This window comes from Nocardioides epinepheli, assembly GCF_037936805.1.
Classification (GTDB): Bacteria; Actinomycetota; Actinomycetes; order Propionibacteriales; family Nocardioidaceae; genus Nocardioides.
The window spans coordinates 218,567-243,187 of sequence record NZ_JBBMMC010000004.1 but is presented as its reverse complement, the minus strand read 5'-3'; the positions used below and the strand labels follow the sequence as shown (position 1 = coordinate 243,187).

The window sequence follows — 24,621 nt, the reverse complement described above, 5'->3', positions numbered from 1 at the left end:
CCGCGATCGGGGGTCTCCGGAACCCTCCGCCGCCACCGTCGGACAAGAGTTGACAGCAAAGGTGGACCGTTCGGTTGGGGATCCCTATGGTGCTTGTTTGGTGATCTGGATCACAGAGGGTCACCAAATCATCCACTCGGAGGGACTGAATAGTGAAATTCCTCAAGACCGGGCTGAGCGTCGCGCTCGCGGTGACGGGCCTCGCGCTCGTGCCCAGTGCGACCTCGGCCGCACCCGGCGCCGCGCAACGGCCCGGGAACGATCCGTCGGCCGTATCCAAGCTTCGCGCGGCCGCCGACGGCAGTGTCCGGATCAGCACCGAGAGCGCCACCGGCAAGGTGAGTCTCGCGGCCGTCCACGGTGCGAAAGCCGACCTGCTCCCCACCGTCGCCGCCAAGGACAAGGCCGGCGCGATCGCGAAGGCCGACCAGTACCTCGCCGAGTTCGGGACCGCCTTCGGTCTCGCCGACGGCCAGGCGAAGCGGTCCAACGTCCATCAGGACCGCTTCGGGTGGACCGTCACCTATACCCAGGACTACCGCGGGCTCCCCGTGTTCGGCGCGGCCCTGAAGGCCAGCATCGACAACGACGGAGACCTGACGTCGGTGGCCGGCTACGCCGCTCCGGTGTCCGGCCTCTCGACCGACACCCGGCTCTCGGCCGCCCAGGCGGGCCAGCGCGCGGTCGGCTTCGTGAAGTCCGACCCGCCGACCTCCGAGTCCGGCGCCGCCGCCGACACCAGCGGCGTCAAGGCGGCGTCCAACACGCTGTTCGTCTACCGGCTCGGCGCCACCCGAGGCGCCAGCGGCGCCAACATCCTGGCCTACGGGGTGGAGGTCAGCAACGGCTCGAACGTGCGCGACATGGTCTTCATCGACGCGAACACCGGCAAGCCGGTCAACCGCTACTCGATGGTGAGCGACGCGTTGGAGCGCGAGCTCTACGAGACCAGCCCCGCGACCACTCCGGTGTGGAAGGAGGGCGACGCGTTCCCCGGCTCCCTGAACCAGGACCAGCAGAACCTCGTCAACTCCACCGGTGAGTCCTACTGGCTCTACGAGAACACCTTCGGCCGTGACTCCTACGACGGCGAGGGCGCGACGATGAAGACGGTCAACAACGACCCGCGCATCCGGTGCCCCAACGCCAACTGGAACGGCGTCACCACCAACTACTGCAATGGCGTCACCTCCGACGACGTCGTCTCCCACGAGTGGGGCCACGCCTACACCGAGTACACCTCCGGGCTGATCTACCAGTACCAGTCCGGTGCGCTCAACGAGTCCTACTCCGATGTGTGGGGCGAGACCATCGACCTCATCAACGGCCGCGAGGACGAGGACGAGGGCGACATCAACGCCAAGCGCGAGGTCGGCACCTGCGACCCGACCGCACCACCCCGCCTGCTGGTCAAGATCACCGCTCCGGCGAGCGCCGCCGGTGACTGCACGGCCGCCGCGGCAGGAGCCGGCTTCGGCACCCCGTACACCACCACCCCGGTGACCGCCGACGTCGTGGTCGCCCTCGACGCCTCCAACCCCGCCGGGCCCAGCACGACCGACGGCTGCTCGACCTACACCAACGCGTCCGCGGTCAGCGGGACGTACGTGTACGTCGACCGCGGTACCTGCAACTTCCAGGCCAAGGTCGACATCGCCGCCGCCGCCGGCGCCACCGGCATCGTCTTCGGCAACAACGCCGCGGGGCTTCCGATCAACGTGGCCGGCACCTCCACGATCCCCGGCTTCATGGTCACCCAGGGCGACGGCACCCGGATCAAGGCCGCGGGTTCGGTCACGATGACCATCCAGGCCGAGGACGTCTCGGGCCGCACGCCGACCACCCGCTGGCTGATGGGCGAGAAGTCCACCGCCTTCGGGGGCGCGATCCGCGACATGTGGAACCCCACCTGCTACGGTGACCCCGGCAAGGTCACCGACGCCGAGTACAACTGCGACCCGGCCCTGACCGACGCCGGCGGCGTCCACACCAACTCGGGCGTGCCGAACCACGCCTACGCACTGCTGGTCGACGGCGGAACCTACAACGGTCAGACCATCACCGGCATCGGTCTCGACAAGGCGGCCAACATCTGGTGGCGCGCCCAGACCGCCTACCTGACGCCGACGTCGGACTTCACCAACGCCGCCGACGCCTTCGAATCCTCGTGTGAGGACCTCGTGGGCAAGCCGATCAACGAGCTGTCGACGGAGACCGAGGGTACGCCTGCCGCTGCGACCCCGATCACTGCCGGCGACTGCCACTCCGTCGTCGCGGCGGTCAAGGCCACCGAGATGCGCAAGGACCCGGTCCAGTGCAACTTCCAGCCGCTGCTCGCCCCCGGGCGTCTCAGCGCCTGTGGCGATGACACCGTCACCTCGACCACGATGCTCGAGGACTTCGAGGACGGCCTAACCGGCTGGACCGCCGACGTCCAGCAGGGCACGGTCGGGCCCGGCGGCCCGCCGAGCGTGAACAACTTCCCGTGGGAGGCGTCCAACTCGGCACCCGGCGGGCACACCGGCGGCGTCGCCTACGGTCCGGCGCCGGATGCGGGTGCGTGTGAGGACCCGGTCGAGGACATCTCCAGCCGCAACGGGATCGCCAGCCCGGCCTACACCGTGCCGGCCGGCGTGAGCGCGCGCGTGTCGTTCCTGCACTACGTGCAGACCGAGGCCGGCTACGACGGCGGGAACATCAAGGCGAGCATCAACGGCGGCGCCTACAACCTGGTGCCGCTCTCGGCGTTCCTGTTCAACGGCTACAACACCACGCAGCAGTCCGCCGCCACCAACACCAGCCCGCTGGCCGGCCAGGCCAGCTTCAGCGGGACCGACGGCGGCAAGACCCTGGGCAGCTGGGGCCAGTCGGTCATCTCGATGGCCAAGCTCGGCGCCAAGGCCGGCGACAAGGTGTCGTTCCGGTTCGACATCGGGCGTGACGGCTGCGGTGGCAACCAGGGCTGGTACGTCGACGACATCGAGATGAGCGTCTGCCTCAAGAAGGCCGACATCACCGCCACCCACGTGCCCGACCCGTCGGTCTACGGCAAGGCGAGCACGGTCACCGTCAGCGCACCGCGCGGTGCCACCGGCACCGTCACGCTGATGAGTGGCAGCACCACCGTGGGATCAGCCACCCTCGACGAGGGATCGGCGACCATCGCGGTTCCGGCCAAGACGCCTGCCGGCCGCTACGGGTGGACGCTCGCCTACTCCGGCGACGGCGCCTACGGCCCGCTCTCGGTCCCGGTGCAGGCGACGATCAAGAAGGCCTCGACCACGACCAAGGTCACCTCGGCGCCCGCCAAGGTGAAGGTGGGCAAGAAGGCCAAGGTCAAGGTGAAGGTCACCTCCGCCGCCGGCGCCGTCAACGGCAAGGTCGTGCTCGCGTCCGGTGGCAAGGTCATCGGAACCGGCATGCTCAAGAACGGCGTGGCGACGATCACGACCAAGCTGTTCAAGAAGCTGGGCAGCGTGCGGGTCGTGGCCCGGTACCTCGGTAGCAACAACTTCGGGGCCAGCAAGGCCGCCCCGATGAGGATCAGGGTCACCAAGTAGCCCCTGGCTACTCACTACCGGTGAGGCCCCGTCGAGCGTTGGCTCGGCGGGGCCTCATCGTTTGCCGAGATCAGAGTGCGACGAGCCAGGGCATCACGACGAAGGCCGTGGGGAGGGCGACCACCGCGAGAGCGAGCACGGTGAGAACGGCGGCCTGCATCCGATGCCTCCGGCGGTCGGCGAGGAGCCTGATCCGGATCAGCAGGTCCGAGGGACCCTCGGCGGCGGCCAGGCTGACGCCGGCGCCCGGCGCCGTGGCTCCGGACTCGGCCAGCTCCACCAGCGCGCGCCCCAACGATCCCCGACCGTCAGCCACCTCGCGCACCGCCGCCCGATCGGCCAGCACCTCGGCGAGCAGGCGCACCTCGTGCAAGGCGGCTGCGGAGGACACCCAACGCGGGAAGGCCCGGTGCAGCACGCTGAACGCCTCGAGCACGAGATCGTGGCGGGCGCGCAGATGGGCGCGCTCGTGCGCGAGGACCGCGTGCACCTCGGCGTCGCCGAGGCGCGACAGGGTCCCTGCCGACACGACCACCCGGGATCGGTGGAGTCCCGGTACGCAGTAGGCCACCGGCAGGTCGTGATCGAGGATCCGCAGGTCGTTCACCGCCCGGCCCGACTCCCCCGGCCCCCAGTCGGCGTGACGGCGAGCCAGCAGGTCGACCTGCTCACGATGGGCCCGGCGCAGCGCCCGCAGCCGGGTGCCGACCAGGTGGCCACTCAGCAGCAGCCGGCCGAGGACCAGCCCGGTCACGAGCAGCGCGCCGCCCGCCACGACGTACGGGCCGAGTTGGGGCTCGCGTCGCCAGGCATGGTCGGTGGCGAGCGAGACTCCGGCGCCCAGGGCGGCGAGCACCGCCGCCAGCGCGATGCCCTGCCACAGCAGCATGGCCGCCCGCGGAGTCCGCCGGATGCGATCGAGTCGCGCGAGTCCGGCCGGCGCTGGGCCGGCCAACACAACCGCCAGTGCCCCGAGCAGGAGCGGCGTCACGGCTGGTCGAGACCGGCGAGCGCACTGCGCAGGGCGCGGAGGTCCTCGGCGCTGGCGTCCTCGACGAAGGCGACCAGCGCGGTGCTGCGGTCGTGCTCGGCGAAGTCGGCCAGGGTCTCTCGCATCAGCCCCGCGGTCAGCGAGGCGCGGCTCTCACGAGCGCGGTAGCGGAAGGCGCGGCCGTCGCGTTCCTGGATGACCAGGTCCTTGCGAGCCAGCCGCCCCATCACGGTCATGACCGTGGTGTAGGCCAGGTCGCGATCCGCGGCGAGTGCGCCGTGCACCTCGCGCACCGTGAGCGCCTCACCCTCCGGCGCGGCCCAGAGCCGTTCCATCACCGCACGCTCCAGTTCCCCGAGTTGTGGGCGGGTGTTGCGGGAACCAGACACAGGGTCGATTGTAGCTACGGAACATGACGTACTACGGTTCGTAGCATCTACTACCGTTCGTCGTAGAACTACCGGAGGTTGCAGTGGACGTCCTCGACATCGCGCGATGGCAGTTCGGCATCATCACCGTCTACCACTTCCTGTTCGTCCCGCTGACGATCGGACTGACCGCGGTGGTCGCCGGACTGGAGACCAAGTGGGTCCGCTCCCGCAACCCCGAGTACCTGCGGCTCACGAAGTTCTTCGGCAAGCTGCTGCTGATCAACTTCGCCATCGGCGTCGTCACCGGCATCGTGCAGGAGTTCCAGTTCGGGATGAACTGGTCTGACTACTCCCGCTTCGTCGGCGACATCTTCGGCGCACCGCTCGCGGTCGAGGGCCTGCTCGCCTTCTTCCTCGAGTCGACCTTCCTCGGGCTGTGGATCTTCGGCTGGGACAAGCTCCCCCGTGGGCTGCACGCGGCGTGCATGTGGATCGTCCACATCGGCACCTTGTTCTCGGCGTGGTTCATCCTGGCCGCCAACTCCTGGATGCAGCACCCCGTCGGCTACGAGTACAACGAGACGACCGGACGCGCCGAGCTCACCGACTTCGCCGCGGTGATGTTCAACAAGGTGCAGCTCGTCACGTTCCCGCACGTCATCATGGCCGCGTACATGACCGCCGGGGTGTTCCTCATCGGCGTCGCCGCCTGGCTCTACCGCTCCGAGAAGCACAAGGACGACCGCGGCATGTACCGCAAGGCGATCCGGATCGGCGCGGTGGTGACCCTGCTGAGCGGTATCGGCGTCGCGGTCAGCGGCGACCTGCAGGGCAAGGTCATGACCGAGGTCCAGCCGATGAAGATGGCAGCGGCCGAAGGACTGTACGAGACCAAGGACTCCTGCGCGCCGTTCTCCATCTTCACCCTCGGCACCCCGAACGGCGAGGAGGAGAAGTTCGCGATCACCGTGCCCTGCCTGCTCTCCTTCCTCGGCACCGGATCGTTCGACGGCGAGGTCCAGGGCATCGACAACCTGCGCGAGCAGTACAAGGAGACCTACGGATCCGACCCGGGTGCGGAGTACTACACGCCCGAGGCCTACGTGCCGATCATCCCGGTCACCTACTGGTCGTTCCGCTTCATGATCGGCCTCGGCGTGCTCGGGGCCGCGATCGGCGCCCTGCTGCTCTTCATGACCCGACGCGACCGCGCCCCCGGGCCATGGTTCGCCCGCCTCGGGATCCTTTCCTTCTTCGCGGTGCTCGGCGCCAACTCGTTCGGCTGGATCTTCACCGAGATGGGCCGTCAACCCTGGGTGGTGTTCGGGCTGATGACCACCGAGCACGGCGTCTCGCCCGGCGTCAGCACCACCGAGGCCTGGATCTCGCTGCTGTCGCTGGTGGGCCTCTACACGATCCTCGGCATCATCGAGGTCGGTCTGATGATCCGGGCGGTGAAGAAGGGTGCCGACCCCTTCGTCGAGCCACCCGACCCGGGCAAGGACGACAAGGACGACGACGCCCCTCTCACCTTCGCCTACTGACCGGCCGCTCGAAGGGACCTGGAGACCATCATGGAGCTCACCACCGTCTGGTTCGCACTGATCGCGATCCTCTGGATCGGCTACTTCGCGCTCGAAGGATTCGACTTCGGCGTCGGCATGCTGCTTCCGTTCCTCGCCAAGGACGAGACCGAACGCCGCGTCATGATCAACACCATCGGCCCGGTCTGGGACGGCAACGAGGTGTGGGTGCTGGTCGCCGGAGGCGCGACGTTCGCGGCCTTCCCCGAGTGGTACGCCACGCTGTTCAGCGGCTTCTACCTCCCATTGCTGCTGATCCTGCTCGCGCTCATCGTGCGCGGGCTCGCCTTCGAGTACCGGCACCAGCGCCCCGGCAAGGAGTGGCAGGCCAACTGGGACCGCGGTCTGATCATCGGCTCGTTCGTTCCGGCGATCCTGTGGGGCGTGGCCTTCGCCAACATCGTGCGCGGCGTGCCGATCGACGCCGACTTCGAGTTCACCGGCAACCTGTTCACCCTGCTCAACCCCTTCGGGCTGCTCGGCGGCCTGGTGACGCTCTCGCTGTTCCTCACCCACGGTGCGATGTACATCGCGCTCAAGACCGAGGGCGACATCCGCTACCGGGCCGGCCGGCTCTCGGTGAAGCTCGGCCTGGTCACCGCCGTCCTGGCGGTCGTCTTCATGGTGTGGACCCAGGTCGAGACCGGTACCGCCGGCTCGGCGGTCGTGTTCGCCCTCGCCGCGCTGGCCCTCCTGGGCGGGGTGGCCGCCGCCGCACGCGGGCGTGAGGGCTGGGCGTTCACCGGCACCTTCGCCACCATCGCGCTCGCGGTGACCGGCCTGTTCGTCGCGCTCTTCCCCGACGTGATGCCCTCCACCACCGACGCCGCCTACTCGCTGACCACCACCAACGCGGCCGCGACGCACTACACGCTGAAGATCATGACGTGGGTGGCGGTCATCTTCACCCCGCTCGTCGTGGGCTACCAGTCCTGGTCGTACTGGGTGTTCCGCAAGCGGGTCGGCGTGCGGCACATCCCGACGGCCGAGCTGGCCAAGCCGCGGGCGTGAGACCACTCGACCCCCGGGTCGTCCCCCATCTGCGTCCGGCCCGGGGGCAGATCGGTGTGGTCCTCGGCGCCAGTGTGCTGACCGCGGTCCTGGTCGTCGCCCAGGCCTTCGCCATCGCCGCGCTCATCACCGCGCTGGTCGGCCACGACTCGTGGCGGACGCCGGCGATCGTGTTGATCGCGGTCCTGGTAGCGCGCGCCCTCACCTCGGCGATCACCGACGTCGCCGCCGCGGCCGCGGCCACCCGGGTCGGTGGCCGGTTGCGACTCAGCGTGCTCCGCGCGGCCCTCGACCTGGATGCCACGGCCCTGGCCGGGCACCGCGTCGGCGAGCTCGGACTCCTTGCGACCCGTGGCGTGGCAGCGGTCGAGCCCTACCTGACCCGCTACCTCCCGGCCCTGGTGCTCGGCGCCGTGCTCCCGCTCCTCACCCTCGCCGCGATCGCCACCCAGGACCTCCTGGCCGCGCTCATCGTCCTGCTCACGCTGCCCCTGGTACCGGTCTTCGCGGCACTCATCGGCGTCTCGACCCGCGAACGCGTCGACCGCCAGTGGCGGCTGCTCGGCCAGCTGTCCGGCCATTTCGTCGACGTCGTCCGCGGGCTTCCCACACTGGTCGCGCACCGCCGGGCGCGCGCCCAGTCCGAGCGGATCACCGAGATCACCCACCGCTATCGCAAGGCCAACACCGACGTGCTCCGCCTCGCGTTCGCCTCCTCCGCGGCGCTGGAGCTAGTCGCGACGCTCTCGGTGGCGCTGGTCGCGGTCACCGTGGGGCTGCGGCTCGCCGCCGACGGTCTCGGCCTCGAGACCGCGCTCGTGGTGCTGCTGCTGGCGCCGGAGGCGTACTGGCCGCTGCGCCGGGTCGGCGCTGAGTTCCACGCGGCCGCCGAGGGCGCCACCACGTTCGAGGCGGTCCACGAGCTCCTCACCGAGGCCGCCGGCACCGCCTCGACCTCCGTGGTCCCCGGTCCGGCTGGGCTCGACGGCGTGGAGGTCACCTGGCCCGGCCAGCCGCGGCCTGCCGTCGGTCCGATCGACCTCGACCTTCCCGAGCGGGGGCTCGTGGTGCTCAGCGGCCCGTCGGGGAGCGGCAAGAGCACCCTGCTCGCGGCACTGCTCGGCGAGGTGCCGGTGTCGGCAGGCGAGGTACGCGTGCCGGCACCCGAACTGGCGGCGTGGCGGTCCGACGTGGCCGCGGTCGAGCAGCGTCCGTGGCTGCTGGACGGCACCGTCGCGGAGAACCTGCGACTGGGCAGGCCCGATGCTCCCGACGCCCGCCTGACCGACGCCCTGCGCGAGGTGGGGCTCGACCTCGACCTCGACCGCGCCCTCGGCGAGGACGGCGCCGGTCTGTCGGCCGGCCAACGCGCCCGGCTCGCGCTCGCCCGCGTGCTGGTGGCCGACCGGCCCTTCGTCGTCCTCGACGAACCCACCGCGCACCTGGACGCCGCCACCGAGGCGGTCCTGCTGCGGGTGCTCACCGAGCAGGCGCGCGAACGCTGCGTCGTGGTGGTGGCCCACCGGCCCGCCGTCGTCGAGGCTGCCGACCGGCTGGTGACGCTGTGAGCGCGCCATCGGTCCGGATCGGCTGGCGGGCCGCCGGCGGGATCGCACTCGGCGTGCTCGCCGCGACGTCCGGCGTCGCCCTGACCGCGACGGCCGGCTGGCTCATCGTCCGCGCCTCCGAGCACCCGCCGGTGCTGATGCTGATGGTCGCGATCGTCGGCGTCCGCGCCTTCGGGCTGGCGCGCCCGGTGCTGCGCTACGCCGAGCGCCTCATCACCCACGACGTCGCCCTGCGGGCTCTGGCCGAGCGGCGCGCCCGCGTCTACGACGCGCTGGTGCCGCTCGTGCCGGGGCGGCTCGGCCGGCGTCGCGGCGACGTCCTGGCCTCGGTGGTCGACGACGTCGACGCCGAGGTCGACGAGCTGGTGCGGGTCCGGGTGCCCCTCTACGTCTGGCTCGGCACGACCGTCCTCACCGCCCTCGCCGTGGCCGCCTTCTGGCCGCCGGCCGCGATCGTCGTCCTCGCGGCGAGCCTGGCCTCAGGCGGCGTGGCCTGGACCGTCGGTCGCCTCGGCAGCCGCCGCTTCGGTCCCGAGCGGATCGCCGCCCGGGCCGAGGTGTCCAGCCGGGTCCTCGCTGTCCTCGACGACGCCCGCCCGCTGGTGCGCTGGCAGGCCGAGGAGGCCGCGCTCTCCCGGGTCGCGGCGGCAGACGCCGAGCTCGCCCGTGCCACCCGCGGGGCGGCGTGGTGGCTCGCGGTCGCCCGGGCCTGGCCGATCCTGCTCGCCGGCTTCGCGATGGTCTGGATGGCCGCGCTGGCTCACGATCACGTGTCCGGACCGGTGCTCGCGCTGCTCGTCCTGGTGCCGCTGGCGCTGGTCGACGTCGCGGCGCCGGTGGCCGACGCCGCCGTCCTACGGCACGAGACCGCGGCCGCCACCGACCGGCTCGACGCCTTCGCGGAGCTCGACCCCGCCGTCCTCGACCCGTCCTCGCCCCAGCCGGTCGGTGGGCCCGAGATCGACCTGACCGACGTCACCGCGGCCTGGGCGGACTCCCCCTCGATGCCCGCGACGAGCCTGTCGGTCTCCCCCGGCCGCGCCGTCGGCATCGTCGGCCCCTCGGGCTCGGGCAAGTCGACGCTCGCCGCGGTGCTGGTGCGCTTCCTGGCACCCACCAGCGGCCGGCACCTGCTCGGCGGCGACGACGTCGGCAGGTTGCGCGCCGACGACGTCCGGTCGCGCGTCGGCCTCCTCGACGACGACCCGTACCTGTTCGGCACCACCCTGGTGGAGAACGTGCGCCTGGCCCGCCCCGACGCCACCGACGCCGAGGTGGAGCGCGCCCTGCGCAAGGCTCACCTCGGCGACTGGCTCGACGCCCTCCCTGCCGGCCTCCACACCCGCATCGGCGACGGCGCTGCGTCGGTCTCCGGCGGCGAGCGCGCCCGGATCGGCCTGGCCCGGCTGCTGCTGGCCGAGCACGACGTCCTGGTGCTCGACGAGCCGACCGCCCACCTCGACTCCCCCACCGCCCGCGCCGTCACCGACGACCTGCTGGCGCTGCGCGACCGACCCGACGGCCCCGGTCTGGTCTGGATCACCCACACCGAGCACGGGCTGGACCGGATGGACGACGTCGTCGACCTCGGCCGACCCGCAGCAAACGCTGACCCGTCCGCTATAGCTGACGGGTCAGCGTCCATGGTGCGCTGACCCGTCCGCTATGGCTGACGGGTCAGCGCAAATCTGGGGACTGGTGGTGCTGGTGTGTTTCCTGCGCAACCGAGGTCGCTTGCGAGGTCTCGACGCGTCGGTTCACGGGCTTCGCAGGCTCAGCCCGTGCCTCCTTGCTCGACCACCATCGAGGCATAGCACCGCCTCTCTGCGTTCGGCGGTCTATGCCTCCACGACCACCGGGATGATCATCGGACGACGGCGCAGGCTGTTGCTGACCCAACGGCCGACCACGCGGCGCACGGTCTGCTGGAGCTGGTAGGTGTCGGTGGTGCCCTCGGCCAGGGCGTTGTTGAGGGCGTCGATGATCGGCTGCTTGATGGCGTCGAAGGTCGTGTCGTCCTCGGCGATGCCGCGGGCGTGGATCTCCGGGCCGGCCATCACCTTGCCGCTCACGGTGTCGACCACCACGATCACCGAGATGAAGCCCTCCTCGCCCAGGATCCGCCGGTCCTTGAGGTCGGCCTCGGTGATGCCGCCGATCGAGGTGCCGTCGACGAACACGTAGCCGCACTCGACCTTGCCGACAATCGAGGCGACGCCGTCGACGAGGTCGACCACGACGCCGTCCTCGGCGATGACGACGTTCTCGATCCCGGCCGCCAGTGCGAGCTCGGCGTTGGCGAGCAGGTGGCGGTACTCGCCGTGGATCGGCATCACGGTGCGCGGCCGCACGATGTTGTAGCAGTAGAGCAGCTCGCCGGCGCTGGCGTGGCCGCTGACGTGCACGAGCGCGTTGCCCTTGTGCACGACCTTCGCGCCCAGGCGGGACAGGCCGTTGATCACGCGGTAGACGGCGTTCTCGTTGCCCGGGATGAGGCTGGAGGCGAGCAGGACGGTGTCGCCCTTCTCGATGTGCACGAAGTGGTGGTTGCGCTGGGCGATCCGGCTCAGCGCACTCATCGGCTCGCCCTGGCTGCCGGTGGAGATGAGCACCTGGCGGTCCGGGGGCAGCTCGGCGAGCTCCTTGGCGTCCACGAGCACCCCCGGCGGCACCTTGAGGTAGCCCAGGTCGCGGGCGATGCCCATGTTGCGCACCATCGAGCGGCCGACGTAGGCGACCTTGCGGTTGTGGGCGACCGCGGCGTCGAGCACCTGCTGGACGCGGTGCACGTGGGAGGCGAAGCAGGCGACGATGATGCGGCCCTTGGAGTCGCGGAAGACCTGGTCGATCACCGGGGTGATCGACTTCTCCGCGGGGGTGAAGCCCGGGGTCTCGGCGTTGGTGGAGTCGGTGAGGAAGAGGTCGACCCCCTCCTCCCCCAGCCGCGCGAACGCGCGCAGGTCGGTGATCCGGCCGTCGAGGGGCAGCTGGTCCATCTTGAAGTCGCCGGTGGCCAGCACCAGGCAGGTGCCGGTGCGGATCGCGACGGCGAGCGCGTCGGGGATCGAGTGGTTGACCGCCACGAACTCCAGCTCGTACGGGCCCAACGTGAGCCGGTCGCCCTCGGCCACCTTGTGGTGGACGGTCTGCTTGAGCCGGTGCTCGCGCAACTTGCTGTCGAGCAGTGCCAAGGTGAGCTCGGAGCCGACCAGCGGGATGTCGTTGCGCTCGCGCAGCAGGTACGGCGCCGCGCCGATGTGGTCCTCGTGGCCGTGGGTCAGAACCAGCGCCTCGACGTCGTCGAGCCGGTCCCGGATCGCGGCGAAGTCGGGAAGGATCAGGTCGACGCCGGGCTGGTGGTCCTCGGGGAAGAGCACGCCGCAGTCGACGATGAGCAGGCGACCGTCGTACTCGAAGACGGTCATGTTGCGACCGATCTCACCGAGGCCTCCCAGCGGCGTGATCCGCAGGCCCCCCTTCGGCAGCTCGGGCGGGGCGGACAACTCGGGGTGCGGATGACTCACAGAACGGGTCCTATCGGTAGGAGCTAGATGAGTGAGGAGGCGGCCAGACCGGCTCGCAGCGCCGCGACCTCGTCTTCGTCGAGGGCCACCAGTGGTGAGCGCACGTGCCGGTTGTCGAGGACGCCGAGCAGCTCGAGGGTGGCCTTGGCGGTGGTGGCGCCGTAGTTGGGCACGCCCATGATCGCCTCGATCGCGGGAAGCATCGCGACGTAGATCTCGCGGGCACGGGCGGGGTCGGTCGGGAACACGTCGTACATCTCGCGCAGGGCGTCGCCCGCGGCGTGGCCGGCGACCGAGACGAACCCCGAGGCGCCGTGCGCGAGCCAGGCCAGGTTGCTGATGTCGTCGCCGGAGTAGACGGCGAAGCCCAGCTCCATGATCCGGCTGCCGCGGGGCAGGTCGCCCACGGCGTCCTTGACGGCGACGACCGGCTCCCACGAGGCCATCTCGGCGTAGCTCTCCAGAGCGATCTGGGAGCCGGTGCGACCGGGGACGTCGTAGAGCATCACGGGCAGCTCGGCGGCCTCGACCACCTGCCGGAAGTGGTGCAGGATGCCGCGCTGGCCGGGCTTGTTGTAGTAGGGCGTGACCAGCAGGACGCCGTCGGCGCCGCGCTCGCGGGCCTGGCGGGCCAGGAACAGGGAGGTGCTGGTGTCGTTGGTGCCGACGCCGGCCACGAGCTTGATGTCGGGGCCCACGGCGTCGCGGACGGCTGCGAGGGTCTCGCCGTCCTCCTCCTTGGTCGTGGTGGCCGACTCGCCGGTGGTCCCGGAGACGACGAGACCGTCGTGTCCGTGCTCGACCAGGTGCTTGGCGATCCGCTGGGTGCCCTCGAGGTCGAGCGAGCCGTCGGGGCGGAAGGCGGTGGCCATCGCCGTGAGCACGGTGCCGAACGGGGCCTCGACGGCGGGGGCAGACATGGCCACAGGCTAGCGAAGGCGGCGCGCCGGGCCGTCACAGGTCTCGCGCGGGTCTCACACGTACCTCGCCGGTACCTCACACGTGTGGCATGACCTCGGCGGCGATCAGATCGAGGTGGTCGAGATCGGCCAGGTCGAGGACCTGGAGGTAGACCCGCTGCGAGCCCGCCTCGGCGTAGCGACGCAGCGTGGCCACCGCCTCCTCGGGAGTCCCGGCGACGCCGTTGGCGCGCAGCTCGTCGACCTCGCGGCCGATCGCGGCGGCGCGGCGGGCGACCTCGGCGTCGTCGGCTCCGACGCAGACCACCAGCGCGTTGGACCAGGTGAGCTCGGCGGGGTCGCGGCCGGCGTCCTCGCACGCCTGGGCGACCCGGGCGAACTGGGTCGTGGTCGTGTCGAGATCGACGAAGGGCAGGTTGAACTCGCTCGCGTAGCGAGCGGCCAGCGCGGGCGTGCGCTTCTTGCCGACGCCGCCGACGAGGATCGGCACCGGCGACTGGACCGGCTTGGGGAGCGCCGGGCTGTCGATGACCGGGTAGTGCGCGCCGTCGTGGCTGAACCGCTCCCCGAGCGGGGTGCTCCAGAGCCCGGTGATGACCGCGAGCTGCTCCTCGAGGCGGTCGAAGCGCTCCCCCGTGTCAGGAAACGGGATGCCGTAGGCGGTGTGCTCCTCGGCGAACCAGCCGGCCCCCAGGCCGAGCTCGACGCGACCGCCGCTCATCTGGTCGACACCCGCGACAGCGATCGCGAGCGGGCCGGGATAGCGGAAGGTGGCGCTGGTCATCAAGGTGCCGAGGCGGATCGTGCTGGTGTCGCGGGCCAGGCCGGCGAGCGTGGTCCAGGCGTCGGTCGGGCCGGGCAGACCCTCGGTGCCCATGCCGAGGTAGTGGTCGGACCGGAAGAAGGCCCCGAAGCCGAGGCTCTCGGCGCGCCGCGCCACCGCGAGCAGATCGTCGTAGGTGGCGCCCTGCTGGGGCTCGGTGAAGATGCGCAGATCCATGACCCCAGCCTGCCAGCCGCCCCGGCGTGGCGGGACTACAGTGCCGACGGTGATGGCGATGCCGCAGGCCGGGTTCTGCTTCCTGGCGACCACCAAGACCGGCTCGACTGCGGTCGAGGCGGCCCTTGGCCGGCACGCCGAGCTGCTCACCCGGCGTCCTCCGCGGATGAAGCACATGACCGCACGCACCTTCGACCACCTGATCGCGCCGGTGCTGGATCACTACGGCCACCCCCGGGAGAGCTACGAGCTGGTGTGCGTGGTGCGCGAGCCGGTGGAGTGGGTGCACTCCTGGTGGCGCTATCGCAGCCGCCCGGAGGCGGCCGGCCGGCCGAACAGCACCGCCGGCGTGCCCTTCGAGGACTTCGCCCGCCGGGTCGCCGACGGCGAGATCCACCTGGGCTCCTGGGCCCAGTTCACCAGGACCGCCGAGGGCCGGCCGCCGGTGGAGCGGATCTACCGCTACGAGCACCTCGGCGACGCCGTCGACTGGATGGCGGGGCGGCTCGGGGTGCCCACACCCGAGATGCCTCGCCTCAACGTCTCACCGACCGGCTCCGACGGCGCGATCCCGCCTCAGATCCGCCGTCTTCTCGAGGAGCGGCTCGCTGCCGACGTCTCGGTCTACGAATCGGCCCGCTGACGGGGCTCACGTCAGGCGCTCGTACCAGACCCGGTCGTAGCCGTCGAAGTGCTCGCGGTCGGTCTCGACCCAGGTCTTGGGGTCGATCGGCGGGTAGAAGACGTCGCCCTCGGGCTCCAGCGGCACCTCGGTGACGATCTGCTCGGCGGCCAGCGGCATCGCCTCGGCATAGACCTGCGCGCCGCCGGCGACGATCACCTCGCCCTCGTGGGAGGCGGCCTTGCCGAGCGCCTCGATGAGCGAGTGCGCGACCAGCACCTCGTCGTGTCCGCTGGTCCACGACCGGTCGCGGGTGAGCACGATCGTGGTGCGTCCGGGCAGCGGGCGGCCGATCGACTCATAGGTCGTGCGGCCCATCACCAGGGTGTGGCCCATCGTGAGCTTCTTGAACTCCGCCTGCTCGCCCGGCAGCGACCACGGGATGTCGGGGCCGCTGCCGATGACGCCGTTGCGGGCCACCGCCGCGACCAGGATCACGCGCTTCATGCCCGGCAGCCTAGGTTCCCTGGGCACCTGCGAACTGATGAGGGCCGGCACCCAACCATGGAGCCTTCCCGTTCGTCTACCAGTTGAGGTGTGTCCCGCCCGTGGGCGCCAGCGCGACGAGGAGTCGACATGATCAGACAGTTCTCGGTGTCTCTCACCGCCGGAGTATTCGCCGTCGGTGCGCTCGCCGCGCCGTGGAGTGCGGCCGCACCGTCGCCGGGCCCAGCGACGACCTGCGGCGGCGAGACCGCCACTCTCGTGGGGAGCGCCGGCGACGACACGTTGACCGGGACGCCCGGGCGCGACGTCATCGTCACCAACGGCAGCCACACCGTCGACGCCGGTGACGGCGACGACCTGGTCTGCATCACCGGCGCCACCCGCGAGGTGCTCGCCGGACCGGGCGACGACGACGTCCGCGGCCAGCAGACCCGAGGCGACGCCGACGACGTCAGCATCTGGCTCGACAGCGGGTCCGACACGTTCGTGGGCGGCGAGCTCGCCGAGTACGTCGGCGCCGACCCGACCCTCGGCGAGACCGACGAGCCCGACGTGATCCGCACCGGTGGCGGACCCGACGGCGTGAGCGCCGGGATCTCCGGCACCCCACTGGTCGACGTGATCAGCCTCGGTGCGGGCAACGACGAGGTCGACCTGGACAGCCGGGTCGCCTCCTCCTCGTTCCAGCTCTCCGGCGGGGCCGGGGCCGACCAGCTCGCGTGGTCGCAAGGCATCCGCGACGGGTGGGGCGCGGTCGGCTGGACGATCGACAACCGCTCCGCGCGCGGGACAGCAGCGACGGGGGGAACCGGTCGGTCGGAGCGGATGGCGTGGACGTCGTTCGAGCGGTTCCGGCTCGACGCCCGGGTCGGCTGGACCGACTTCCTCGGTGGCGACCGCGGCGAGTGGCTGGACGCGCGGCGCCTGCGCTCGGTCGACCTGGGCGGCGGCAACGACCTGCTCGCGCCGTCCTGGCACTTCGACGACGCCCGGTTCACCGGCGGCTCCGGACGCGACAGCTTCAAGTTCATGGCCTGCCGCGGGAACGCCACGCTGAACCTGGCGGCCGGCACCTACGTGTGCACGAACCCCGACGACGAGGCGAGCCTGGGCGGCTTCGAGGAGGCGGTCACCACCGGCCGCGACGTGCGCATGCAAGGGACCGACGGCGCCGACCGGCTCGTCGCCCACCCCTCCTGCGACGCGACCGTCCGCGCCGGCGGCGGGGACGACGTCGTCCGGGTGCATGGACCGGTGCGCAACTGCGGTTCGGCCACGCCTCCCGCCGGCGCGCAGGTCTTCGGTGGGGCCGGCGACGACACGATCGCCGGCTGGCGGCGCAGCGACCTCCTCATCGGCGGATCCGGCACCGACCTCGCCAACGGTCGCGGTGGCGACGATCGGTGTGTCGCGGAGCGACGAGTCAACTGCGAGAGCTGACGCTGGGGATAGTTTGAGGCGTTATCAACCTGATCGCACCCTGCCGAGGTTGATAACGCCTCAAACTATCCGGCAATCCGGCTCGCGCCCCGGCTCGGACCGCCGTCGAAGCACCCGCAGCGCCGGGTCGACAGGAGTTAGGGTGTCGTATGACGCGATGCGCTCGGGCCGCCTCGGTGGCCGTCATGGCCGCTGTCCTCGCTCTCGGCACTCTGGCGTGGAGCCCGCCCGCGATCGGTGCGCAGCCGGAGGTGACCTGCGCGGGCGAGCCGGCCACGCATGTCGGCAGCCGCGAGAAGACGCACCTGGCCGGCACCCCCGAGCGCGATGTGATGGTGACCAACGGATCACTCAGCGTCGACGCCTTCGAGGGCGACGACCTGATCTGCATCACCGGCAAGACCGAGGACGTCGAAGCCGGCCCCGGCGACGACGACGTCCGCACCCTCCCCTCCGCCGATGGATGGCGGATCCGGGTGTGGCTAGGGCCCGGCAGTGACCACTTCGCCGGCGGCGCGGCGGGCGAGGAGGTCAACGCCGACGACGGGTCGACCGTCGACGATCCCGACGTCGTCCGCACCGGCGGTGGACGTGACGAGGTGTCGTCGGGCGAGCAGAACACCGACCTGGTCGACGTGATCGATCTCGGCTGGGGCAACGACCGCCTCAGACTGGTCAGTCGCACGGCCGCGGCCACGTTCTCCGTCACGGGGAGCGCCGGCTTCGACGAGCTCGAGCTGTGGCCGTGGATGTACGACGGCCTCGGCAATCGGCCCTGGCTGGTCGACAACCGCGCGAGCGTCGGTCACGCCGGCTTCGAGGGCCGCACCACGATGTCGTGGACGTCGTTCGAGCGGTTCGGGCTCGAGCCCTCCGCCCGCTCGTGGAGCTTCCTCGGCGGGCCGTCCGACGAGACGGTGGACGTGAAGCGGCTCGGCTCGGCGCAGATGGGTGGCGGCGATGACCGCGTGCAGATCCTCGATGTGCCCCGAGACACTCGGATGCGCGGCGGGAGCGGCACCGACACCGTCGCCTTCAACAGCATGTCCATCCTGGACTGTCCGCGCACGGCGACGGTACGGATGGCGGTCGGCACTTACTCCTGTGCGGGGCCGGACGCCGACACGGGATCCTCGGAGTCCAGCAGACCAGACAGGCGGGCCTCGTTCTCCGGCTTCGAGTCGGCCGTGGCGAGCGGTCGCCGAGTGGTCATGGTGGGGAGCAGGCACGACGACCGCCTGGTCGCGATCCCCGACTGCGTCGCCCGAGTCCGCGCCGGAGGCGGCGACGATCAGGTGATCCTGCGCGGCGTCTGGTCCACCGAGTGCGGACCGGACTACCCGGTGCGCCGTCTCCTCGGCGGTCCCGGCGACGACGATCTCGTCGGCTGGAAACGCCGCGACCTGCTGATCGGCGGCCCCGGCCGCGACGTCGCGAACGGCCGCGGCGGAGAGGACCGGTGCGTCGCCGAGCGCCGAATCGACTGCGAGCGCTGAGCACGGATCCCGACTAGGGTGCGCCCCATGACGCGACTCCCCTCGGCACGTTCGCTATCGGTCGCCGCTTCCCTTGCCGCTGGGACGCTGATCCTCGGTGCGCTCAGCGCGCCCGACGCTGACGCGGCACCCGAGGCGACCTGCGCCGGCGAGACCGCCACGGTCGTCGGCAAGCCGCGCGCCTGGAAGCTGTACGGCACCGAGGGGCGTGACGTGATCGTCACCAACGGCGCCGAGTGGGTCGAAGCACTCGGTGGCGACGACCTGGTCTGTGTCACCGGTGACACCCGGACGGTCATCGCCGGGACCGGCGCCGACGACGTCCGAAACCTGCAACTCGCCGGCACCCTGCCGCGGGGCACGTCCATGAGCGCTCACCTCGGCCCGGGGTCCGACACCTATCTGGGCGGACCCGACGCCGACTTCGTGTTCGCCGACGACGACTTCCCGGGAGAGCGGGCCGATCGCGACGATCTCGACGTCGTCCGCACCGGTGCCGGCAATGACGGGGTGGCCAGCGGGCGCCCCTACTCGCGGCTGGTCGACACGATCGAGCTTGGCTCAGGGCGGGACTTGGCCTTCCTCGACGCCCTGTCGGGGGCGCCATCCTTCTCCCTGTCGGGCGGCAGCGGCAGGGACATGATCGTCATCGCGCGCGAGGCCAAAGGGGCCCTGCTGAAGGCGGACTGGGTCTTCGACAATCGGTCCTCGGCGGGCATCGCGACTGCCGATGGCGAGGCAGCCCTGAACTGGACGTCGTTCGAGCGGTTCGTCCTCGAGCCCCGATTCTCCTCCACGCGCTTCTACGGCGGCGACTCCGACGAGCGCGTTTCGGCGATGACCCTGCGCGAGGCCGATCTCGGGGCCGGCGACGACGTGATCGAGTACACGATGGCTCACCCGCGCCGCTCGGTCCTTCGTGGCGGTCCGGGGAGCGACCGGTTCGTGACCCATTTCCAAGACGAGCAGGCCGAATGCCTGGGCACTGCCACCGTGCGGTTGGCTGCGGGCACCTATGTCTGCGACGACGATCCCGCCTACCGAGCCTCGTTGGACGGGTTCGAGGGGGTCCGCATCGCGGCGGGGCGGGTCGACATCGCCGGGTCGCGGCGCGCCAACACGATTTTGGTGCATGCCCGCTGCGGTGGCACGGTGCGCGCCGGGTACGGAGCCGATCGGGTAACGATCCGACGTCCCCGGTACGGCTGTCGTCCCGTGCTGGACTGGCGGCCGATCCGGGTCGACGGCGGCCCCGGCGACGACGAGCTCGTCGGCTGGATCCGTCGTGACGTCCTCATCGGCGGGCCCGGGCGCGACAGCGCCGATGGACGAGCCGACGTCGACCGCTGCGTGGCCGAGCGCCGGGTGAGCTGCGAGGAGTAAGTAGCCCGACGCCAGGATCTGGCGTGGTCACCGCGTTAGGCTGCCGCATGACTCGGCTGCACTCGGCGATTCCCTGCTCCATCGCGAGCGTTCTGACGTTCGGCGCGCTGTCGCTGCTGCCAGCCGCCGGGGCCGCGGCGCCCGAGGCGACCTGCGGCGGGGAGACGGCCACGCTCGTCGGCCGCCCCGGCAGCGCCGAACTGGTCGGGACCAGCGGCCGCGATGTGATCGTCACCAACGGCGTCGAGTCGGTCGACGCTCTGGGTGGCGGCGACCTGATCTGCATCACCGGCGATACAGAGTCCGTCACAGCAGGCAGCGGCCGCGACGACGTCCGCAATCTGCAGACCGCCGACGGCGTTTCGGACGGGCCCGGAGTCTGGCTCGGACCGGGAGGCGACACCTACCTCGGTGGTCCAGGGCCCGAGGTCGTGTTCACCGACGACGACTTCCCCGAGTCGTTCGCCGCCCGCGACGACCGCGACGTCGTCGACACCGGAGCGGGCGCCGACATCGTCGCCACCGGACGTCCGGGCTCGCGGATGCTCGATGCTGTCGACCTCGGTCCCGGGCGGGACTCCGCGTCTCTGGAAGGACTCGCAGCCGGATCGACCTTCTCGCTCGCGGGCGGCACGGGTCGAGACACCCTCGTGACCTCAGAGGACGCCACCGGGGCCCTCAGCAATGGACGCTGGGTCTTCGACAACCGGCGCTCGCCGGGCATCGCGACGGTTGTCGGTGAGCCCGTCCTGTCCTGGACGTCGTTCGACGTGTTCGTGTTCGAGGCCCCGGTCCGCTCGGTCGACTTCCTCGGCGGCGACACCGACGAGCGGCTCACGGCGGACTCTCTACGCAGGGCAGACATGGGAGCCGGCAACGACGTCGTCCGGTTCACCGCAGCACACCCACGCGGCTCACAGGTAGCGGGCGGCTCCGGGACCGATCGCTTCGTGACGCATCGCCAGGACTACCCGGCGGAGTGCTTCGGCACGGCAACGGTTCGGATGGGCGCCGGCACCTATCGGTGCGACGACGACGCTCGCTACCGGGCGGCGTTCGACGGCTTCGAGGTTGCCCGGATCGCCGCCGGACGCGTCGACATCGTCGGCTCGCGGCGCGCCGACCAGATCGTCGTGCATGCCCGTTGCGGAGGCCGGGTGCGCGCTGGATACGGAGCTGATCGGGTGATCATCCGGCGTCCCAAGTACCGCTGCCTCGAGGGCGGCTGGACGCCGATCCGCGTCGATGGCGGTCCGGGCGACGACGATCTCGTCGGCTGGATCCGGCGCGACGTCCTGATCGGGGGACCAGGCAGCGACAGCGCCGACGGCGGCCCCGACATCGACCGTTGCTTCGCGGAGAACCGGGAGAACTGCGAGGAGTGAGTCGCCCGAGACCTCCCGCCTCACACGGCGGTGGTCGCCGGGAAGGCACGCCCGACGGCGCGGTACGGATCTAGATCGTCAGGTCGACGCGCCGAGACGGTGTCGGTCTGTGCCCGTTGCGGCGGTCAGCCGCCAGGGGTCTGTCGCGGGTACGGTGCCGTATGGTCCGACAGCGCTCAGCCGTCCGCGCAGCACTCACCGTGGGAGTCCTGATGAGCGGTGGCCTCGCCGCTCCCTCGCCCGCGCACGCGCACGCGGCGACGACGCCCGCCGCTACCTGCGCGGGCGAAGAGGCCACGCTCGTAGGCTCGCCGAGCCGCGACTACATCAGCGGAACACCACAGCGCGATGTGATCGTCACCAACGGCTCCTTCAGCGTCGAAGCCGAAGGCGGCGACGACCTGATCTGCATCACCGGGCGCACCCAGGAGGTCTACGCGGGCCCCGGAGCCGACGAGATCCACAATCTCCAGCCGAGCACCGGGTCCGTGCAGGTCGAACTCGGAACCGGCACCGACACCTACGTCGGGGGCCCGGGCCGCGACGAGGTCGACGCACTGGACCGCTACTTCGGCCCCGACGACCGCGACGTCATTCAGACCGGCGGCAATCGCGACCTTGTCGCGACCGGCAGTTGGGACACCGACATGGTCGACAGCATCGACCTCGGCCCGGGTCGCGACGCGTTCACGTCCTTCAGCCGGACCTCGGCGCCGTCGTTCTCCCTCGACGGCGGGCAGGGGTCGGATGAGATCTTCTTACTGGACGGCATCGACGACCAGTTCAACAGCGCGAAGTGGGAGATCGACAACCGGGCGAGCGCTGGGGTCGCCCGCGCCGACGGAGTACCGATACTGGCGTGGACCTCGCTCGAGCGCTTCTACCTCGAGCCGCCGGTGGGTTCGCTCTCGTTCCGCGGAGGGGACGCTGACGAGATGCTCACCGCGCCCAAGCTGCGCTCGGTCTCCATGGGCGCCGGCGATGACCTGGTGTCGTTCTACTCGCGTCCTCGAGAGGCCCGGGTCTCCGGCGGGTCGGGGACCGATCAGCTCGTGGTGGGGAGTACCTACAATCGGCTCTGCCGGGGCACCGCGACCCTGCATCTCAAGCGAGCTACCTACACCTGCACCGAACCGCGGGTGCGGGTGCGGGCCACCGGGTTCGAGGGAGCCGGCGTCGAAGGACGGTGGGTCGTGCTGACCGGCACCCGGACGGCCAACCGGCTCACCGCAGTGGCGACGTGCGGCGGCGTCGTGCGCGCCGGCTACGGGCGCGACACGGTCACCCTCGAACCCTCCATCGCGCCCTGTCCCGGGAAGCCCAGGCAGCCGGTCCGGGTGCTGGGCGGGCCGGGTGACGACGAGTTGATCGGAGGCCGGCATGCCGACGTCCTCCTCGGTGGTGCGGGCCAAGACTCCGCCGACGGTGGCCCTGGGGCCGACCTGTGCCGCGCGGAGCGTCGGACCCGCTGCGAGCGTTGAACCTCGATCTGGTCGTGCCCGGCCCGGCGTCGGTCTCATACGGCGATGGGGGCCTTGATGCCGGGGTGTGGGTCGTAGCCCTCGACGCTGATGTGCTCGAGGTCGAACTCGTCGAGCGCGGTGACGCCGGCGTCGAGCACCAGCCGCGGCAGCGGCCGCGGCTCGCGGGTGAGCTGGAGGCGCGCCTGCTCGAGGTGGTTCTCGTACAGGTGGGCATCGCCCAGGGTGTGCACGAAGTCGCCGGCCTCGAGCCCGGTCACCTGGGCGACCATGTGGGTCAGCAGGGCGTAGGAGGCGATGTTGAACGGCACGCCGAGGAAGACGTCGGCCGAGCGCTGGTAGAGCTGGCAGGAGAGCCGGCCGTCGGCGACGTAGAACTGGAACATCGTGTGACAGGGGGCCAGTGCCATCTCCGGGATGTCGGCCACGTTCCACGCCGAGACGAGATGCCGGCGGGAGTCGGGATTGCTCCGGATCTGCTCGACCACCTGGGCGATCTGGTCGACGTGGTGGCCGTCGGGTGTCGGCCACGAGCGCCACTGATATCCGTAGACCGGTCCGAGGTCGCCGTCGGCGTCGGCCCACTCGTCCCAGATCGTCACGCCGCGGTCCTGGAGCCACTTCACGTTGGTGTCGCCGCGCAGGAACCATAGGAGCTCGGCGAACACCGAGCGGGTGTGGACCTTCTTGGTGGTCACCAGCGGGAAGCCGTCGGCGAGGTCGAAGCGCATCTGATGCCCGAAGACGCTGCGAGTGCCGGTCCCGGTGCGATCGCCCTTGGCGACCCCGCGGTCGAGGATCAGCTGGACGAGGTCGAGGTACTGCTGCACCCGCTCAACTTTAGTTCACAGTGACAGGGTGCCCTCGATGGTCGTGCGCGTGTCCCCGCCGACCCAGACCTCGCCGGACCCATCGGTCTCGGCTGTCACATGGACCCGCCCGCTTCGCTGGAGGGCCGTGCCCTGGGCCGCGATGTAGGACGTCGGCAGGACCCGCCCGGCGAGCCACTGACCGAGGCCGGCGTTGAGGCTGCCGGTGACCGGGTCCTCCGGCACGCCGTACTGAGGGCAGAACGCACGAACCTCCAGGTCGGCGGCACCCCCGGGGCCGGCCACGCCGAGCTTGAGCTCGTCGAACCGGGCGAAGTCCGGGTCGAGCGCCAGCACGGCCTCGGCGTCGCGGAGGAGCAGGCCGAGCCAGCCGGGACCGTTGTCGATCCAGGCGGCCTCGACCACGTCGTCGCGAGTGACCCGCAGGGCAGCCACCGCGCGGTCGAGGTCGGCGTCGTCGGGCGGCCCCGACCGTTGCAGTGCGGGGGCGGCGAAGGCCAGGCGCTGGCCGCGGCGCACGCGCACGAGTCCGGCACCGCACTCCTGCACCACGACATCGTCGGAGTGGGAGGCTCCTCCAGCCTCCAGCCAGGCGTGCGCGGAGCCGAGAGTCGGGTGGCCGGCGAACGGCAGCTCGCCGCCGGGTGTGAAGATCCGCAGCCGGTAGTCGGCCTCGGGGGTGGTCGGCGCGAGGAGGAACGTCGTCTCCGACAGGTTCGTCCACCGGGCGAACGCGGCCAGTTGGTCGTCGGCGAGGTCGTCGGCGTCGTGGACGACGGCGACCGGATTGCCACCCAGCGGCTCGGCCGAGAACACGTCGACCTGGCGGAACCGGTGCATGCAGGCGAACGTAGCCGATCCGCCACGTGGCCGCCCCGCGACGTACGGGATCCGCCACGTACGGGATCCGCCACGTGTCCGCCCCGCCACGTACGGGACCCGTCACGTA

The 24,621-nt window shown here is 71.1% G+C and carries 19 protein-coding genes; 11 read left to right on the top strand and 8 right to left on the bottom strand.

Annotated features, from left to right (window positions below; translation table 11 throughout):
• Positions 1-152 precede the first annotated feature (152 nt).
• Positions 153-3,560, top strand: coding sequence for a M4 family metallopeptidase (locus WMR31_RS07760; RefSeq protein WP_340538216.1), 3,408 nt, complete (start codon positions 153-155; stop codon positions 3,558-3,560).
• 70 nt (positions 3,561-3,630) lie between these two features.
• Here WMR31_RS07760 and WMR31_RS07755 read toward each other — a convergent pair whose 3' ends face one another.
• Together WMR31_RS07755 and WMR31_RS07750 are read right to left on the bottom strand one after the other, a co-directional pair.
• The gene (locus WMR31_RS07755; protein ID WP_340538215.1) at positions 3,631-4,449 is read right to left on the bottom strand and encodes a M56 family metallopeptidase; all 819 of its coding nucleotides are present in this window, start codon (positions 4,447-4,449) and stop codon (positions 3,631-3,633) included.
• Positions 4,450-4,547: 98 nt separating this feature from the next.
• Positions 4,548-4,940: a BlaI/MecI/CopY family transcriptional regulator gene (locus WMR31_RS07750; RefSeq protein WP_340538214.1), complete on the bottom strand. Its 393-nt coding sequence runs from the start codon at positions 4,938-4,940 to the stop codon at positions 4,548-4,550.
• Positions 4,941-5,023: 83 nt separating this feature from the next.
• Between WMR31_RS07750 and WMR31_RS07745 the strand changes: the two genes are divergently transcribed.
• The 4 genes from WMR31_RS07745 to cydC are packed head-to-tail and all read left to right on the top strand — an operon-like array spanning position 5,024 to position 10,739.
• Entirely contained in the window at positions 5,024-6,466 is a 1,443-nt protein-coding gene (locus tag WMR31_RS07745) for a cytochrome ubiquinol oxidase subunit I (RefSeq protein ID WP_340538213.1), read from the top strand.
• 30 nt (positions 6,467-6,496) lie between these two features.
• Entirely contained in the window at positions 6,497-7,516 is a 1,020-nt protein-coding gene (gene cydB, locus WMR31_RS07740; protein WP_340538212.1) for a cytochrome d ubiquinol oxidase subunit II, read from the top strand.
• Positions 7,513-9,084 carry a thiol reductant ABC exporter subunit CydD gene (gene cydD / locus WMR31_RS07735; RefSeq protein WP_340538211.1) on the top strand — a complete coding sequence of 524 codons (1,572 nt, stop codon included), beginning with the start codon at positions 7,513-7,515 and terminating at the stop codon, positions 9,082-9,084. The genes cydB and cydD overlap by 4 nt, the downstream gene beginning before the upstream one ends.
• Positions 9,081-10,739: a thiol reductant ABC exporter subunit CydC gene (gene cydC / locus WMR31_RS07730; RefSeq protein WP_340538210.1), complete on the top strand. Its 1,659-nt coding sequence runs from the start codon at positions 9,081-9,083 to the stop codon at positions 10,737-10,739. Before cydD ends, cydC begins: the two co-directional genes overlap by 4 nt.
• A 183-nt stretch (positions 10,740-10,922) precedes the next feature.
• Here cydC and WMR31_RS07725 read toward each other — a convergent pair whose 3' ends face one another.
• From WMR31_RS07725 to WMR31_RS07715, 3 genes are all read right to left on the bottom strand, one after another.
• Positions 10,923-12,608 carry a ribonuclease J gene (locus tag WMR31_RS07725; RefSeq protein WP_340538209.1) on the bottom strand — a complete coding sequence of 562 codons (1,686 nt, stop codon included), beginning with the start codon at positions 12,606-12,608 and terminating at the stop codon, positions 10,923-10,925.
• A gap of 23 nt (positions 12,609-12,631) precedes the next feature.
• Positions 12,632-13,528, bottom strand: coding sequence for a 4-hydroxy-tetrahydrodipicolinate synthase (gene dapA / locus WMR31_RS07720; RefSeq protein ID WP_340538208.1), 897 nt, complete (start codon positions 13,526-13,528; stop codon positions 12,632-12,634).
• Positions 13,529-13,604: 76 nt separating this feature from the next.
• On the bottom strand, positions 13,605-14,528 hold the full coding sequence (locus WMR31_RS07715; RefSeq protein ID WP_340538207.1) for an LLM class F420-dependent oxidoreductase: 924 nt from the start codon (positions 14,526-14,528) through the stop codon (positions 13,605-13,607).
• A 49-nt stretch (positions 14,529-14,577) separates the two neighbouring features.
• On the opposite strand from WMR31_RS07715, the gene WMR31_RS07710 reads away from it, so the two are divergent.
• A complete protein-coding gene (locus WMR31_RS07710; protein WP_340538206.1) occupies positions 14,578-15,171 on the top strand; it encodes a hypothetical protein in 594 nt (197 codons plus the stop codon).
• A 6-nt stretch (positions 15,172-15,177) separates the two neighbouring features.
• On the opposite strand, the gene WMR31_RS07705 is transcribed toward WMR31_RS07710, so the two are convergent.
• The gene (locus WMR31_RS07705) at positions 15,178-15,657 is read right to left on the bottom strand and encodes a dihydrofolate reductase (RefSeq protein ID WP_340538205.1); all 480 of its coding nucleotides are present in this window, start codon (positions 15,655-15,657) and stop codon (positions 15,178-15,180) included.
• A 129-nt stretch (positions 15,658-15,786) separates the two neighbouring features.
• On the opposite strand from WMR31_RS07705, the gene WMR31_RS07700 reads away from it, so the two are divergent.
• The 5 genes from WMR31_RS07700 (at position 15,787) to WMR31_RS07680 (ending at position 22,842) form a co-directional block, all read left to right on the top strand.
• The gene (locus WMR31_RS07700; RefSeq protein WP_340538204.1) at positions 15,787-17,097 is read left to right on the top strand and encodes a hypothetical protein; all 1,311 of its coding nucleotides are present in this window, start codon (positions 15,787-15,789) and stop codon (positions 17,095-17,097) included.
• Positions 17,098-17,246: 149 nt separating this feature from the next.
• Positions 17,247-18,593: a hypothetical protein gene (locus tag WMR31_RS07695; RefSeq protein WP_340538203.1), complete on the top strand. Its 1,347-nt coding sequence runs from the start codon at positions 17,247-17,249 to the stop codon at positions 18,591-18,593.
• A gap of 27 nt (positions 18,594-18,620) precedes the next feature.
• A complete protein-coding gene (locus WMR31_RS07690; protein ID WP_340538202.1) occupies positions 18,621-19,976 on the top strand; it encodes a hypothetical protein in 1,356 nt (451 codons plus the stop codon).
• 47 nt (positions 19,977-20,023) lie between these two features.
• Positions 20,024-21,361 (top strand): hypothetical protein, encoded by a 1,338-nt coding sequence (locus WMR31_RS07685; protein ID WP_340538201.1) that lies wholly within the window; start codon positions 20,024-20,026, stop codon positions 21,359-21,361.
• A 212-nt stretch (positions 21,362-21,573) separates the two neighbouring features.
• Entirely contained in the window at positions 21,574-22,842 is a 1,269-nt protein-coding gene (locus WMR31_RS07680) for a hypothetical protein (protein ID WP_340538200.1), read from the top strand.
• 35 nt (positions 22,843-22,877) lie between these two features.
• Here WMR31_RS07680 and WMR31_RS07675 read toward each other — a convergent pair whose 3' ends face one another.
• Together WMR31_RS07675 and WMR31_RS07670 are read right to left on the bottom strand one after the other, a co-directional pair.
• A complete protein-coding gene (locus WMR31_RS07675) occupies positions 22,878-23,672 on the bottom strand; it encodes a thymidylate synthase (RefSeq protein ID WP_340538199.1) in 795 nt (264 codons plus the stop codon).
• A gap of 15 nt (positions 23,673-23,687) precedes the next feature.
• Positions 23,688-24,512 carry a PhzF family protein gene (locus WMR31_RS07670; RefSeq protein ID WP_340538198.1) on the bottom strand — a complete coding sequence of 275 codons (825 nt, stop codon included), beginning with the start codon at positions 24,510-24,512 and terminating at the stop codon, positions 23,688-23,690.
• Positions 24,513-24,621 lie beyond the last annotated feature (109 nt).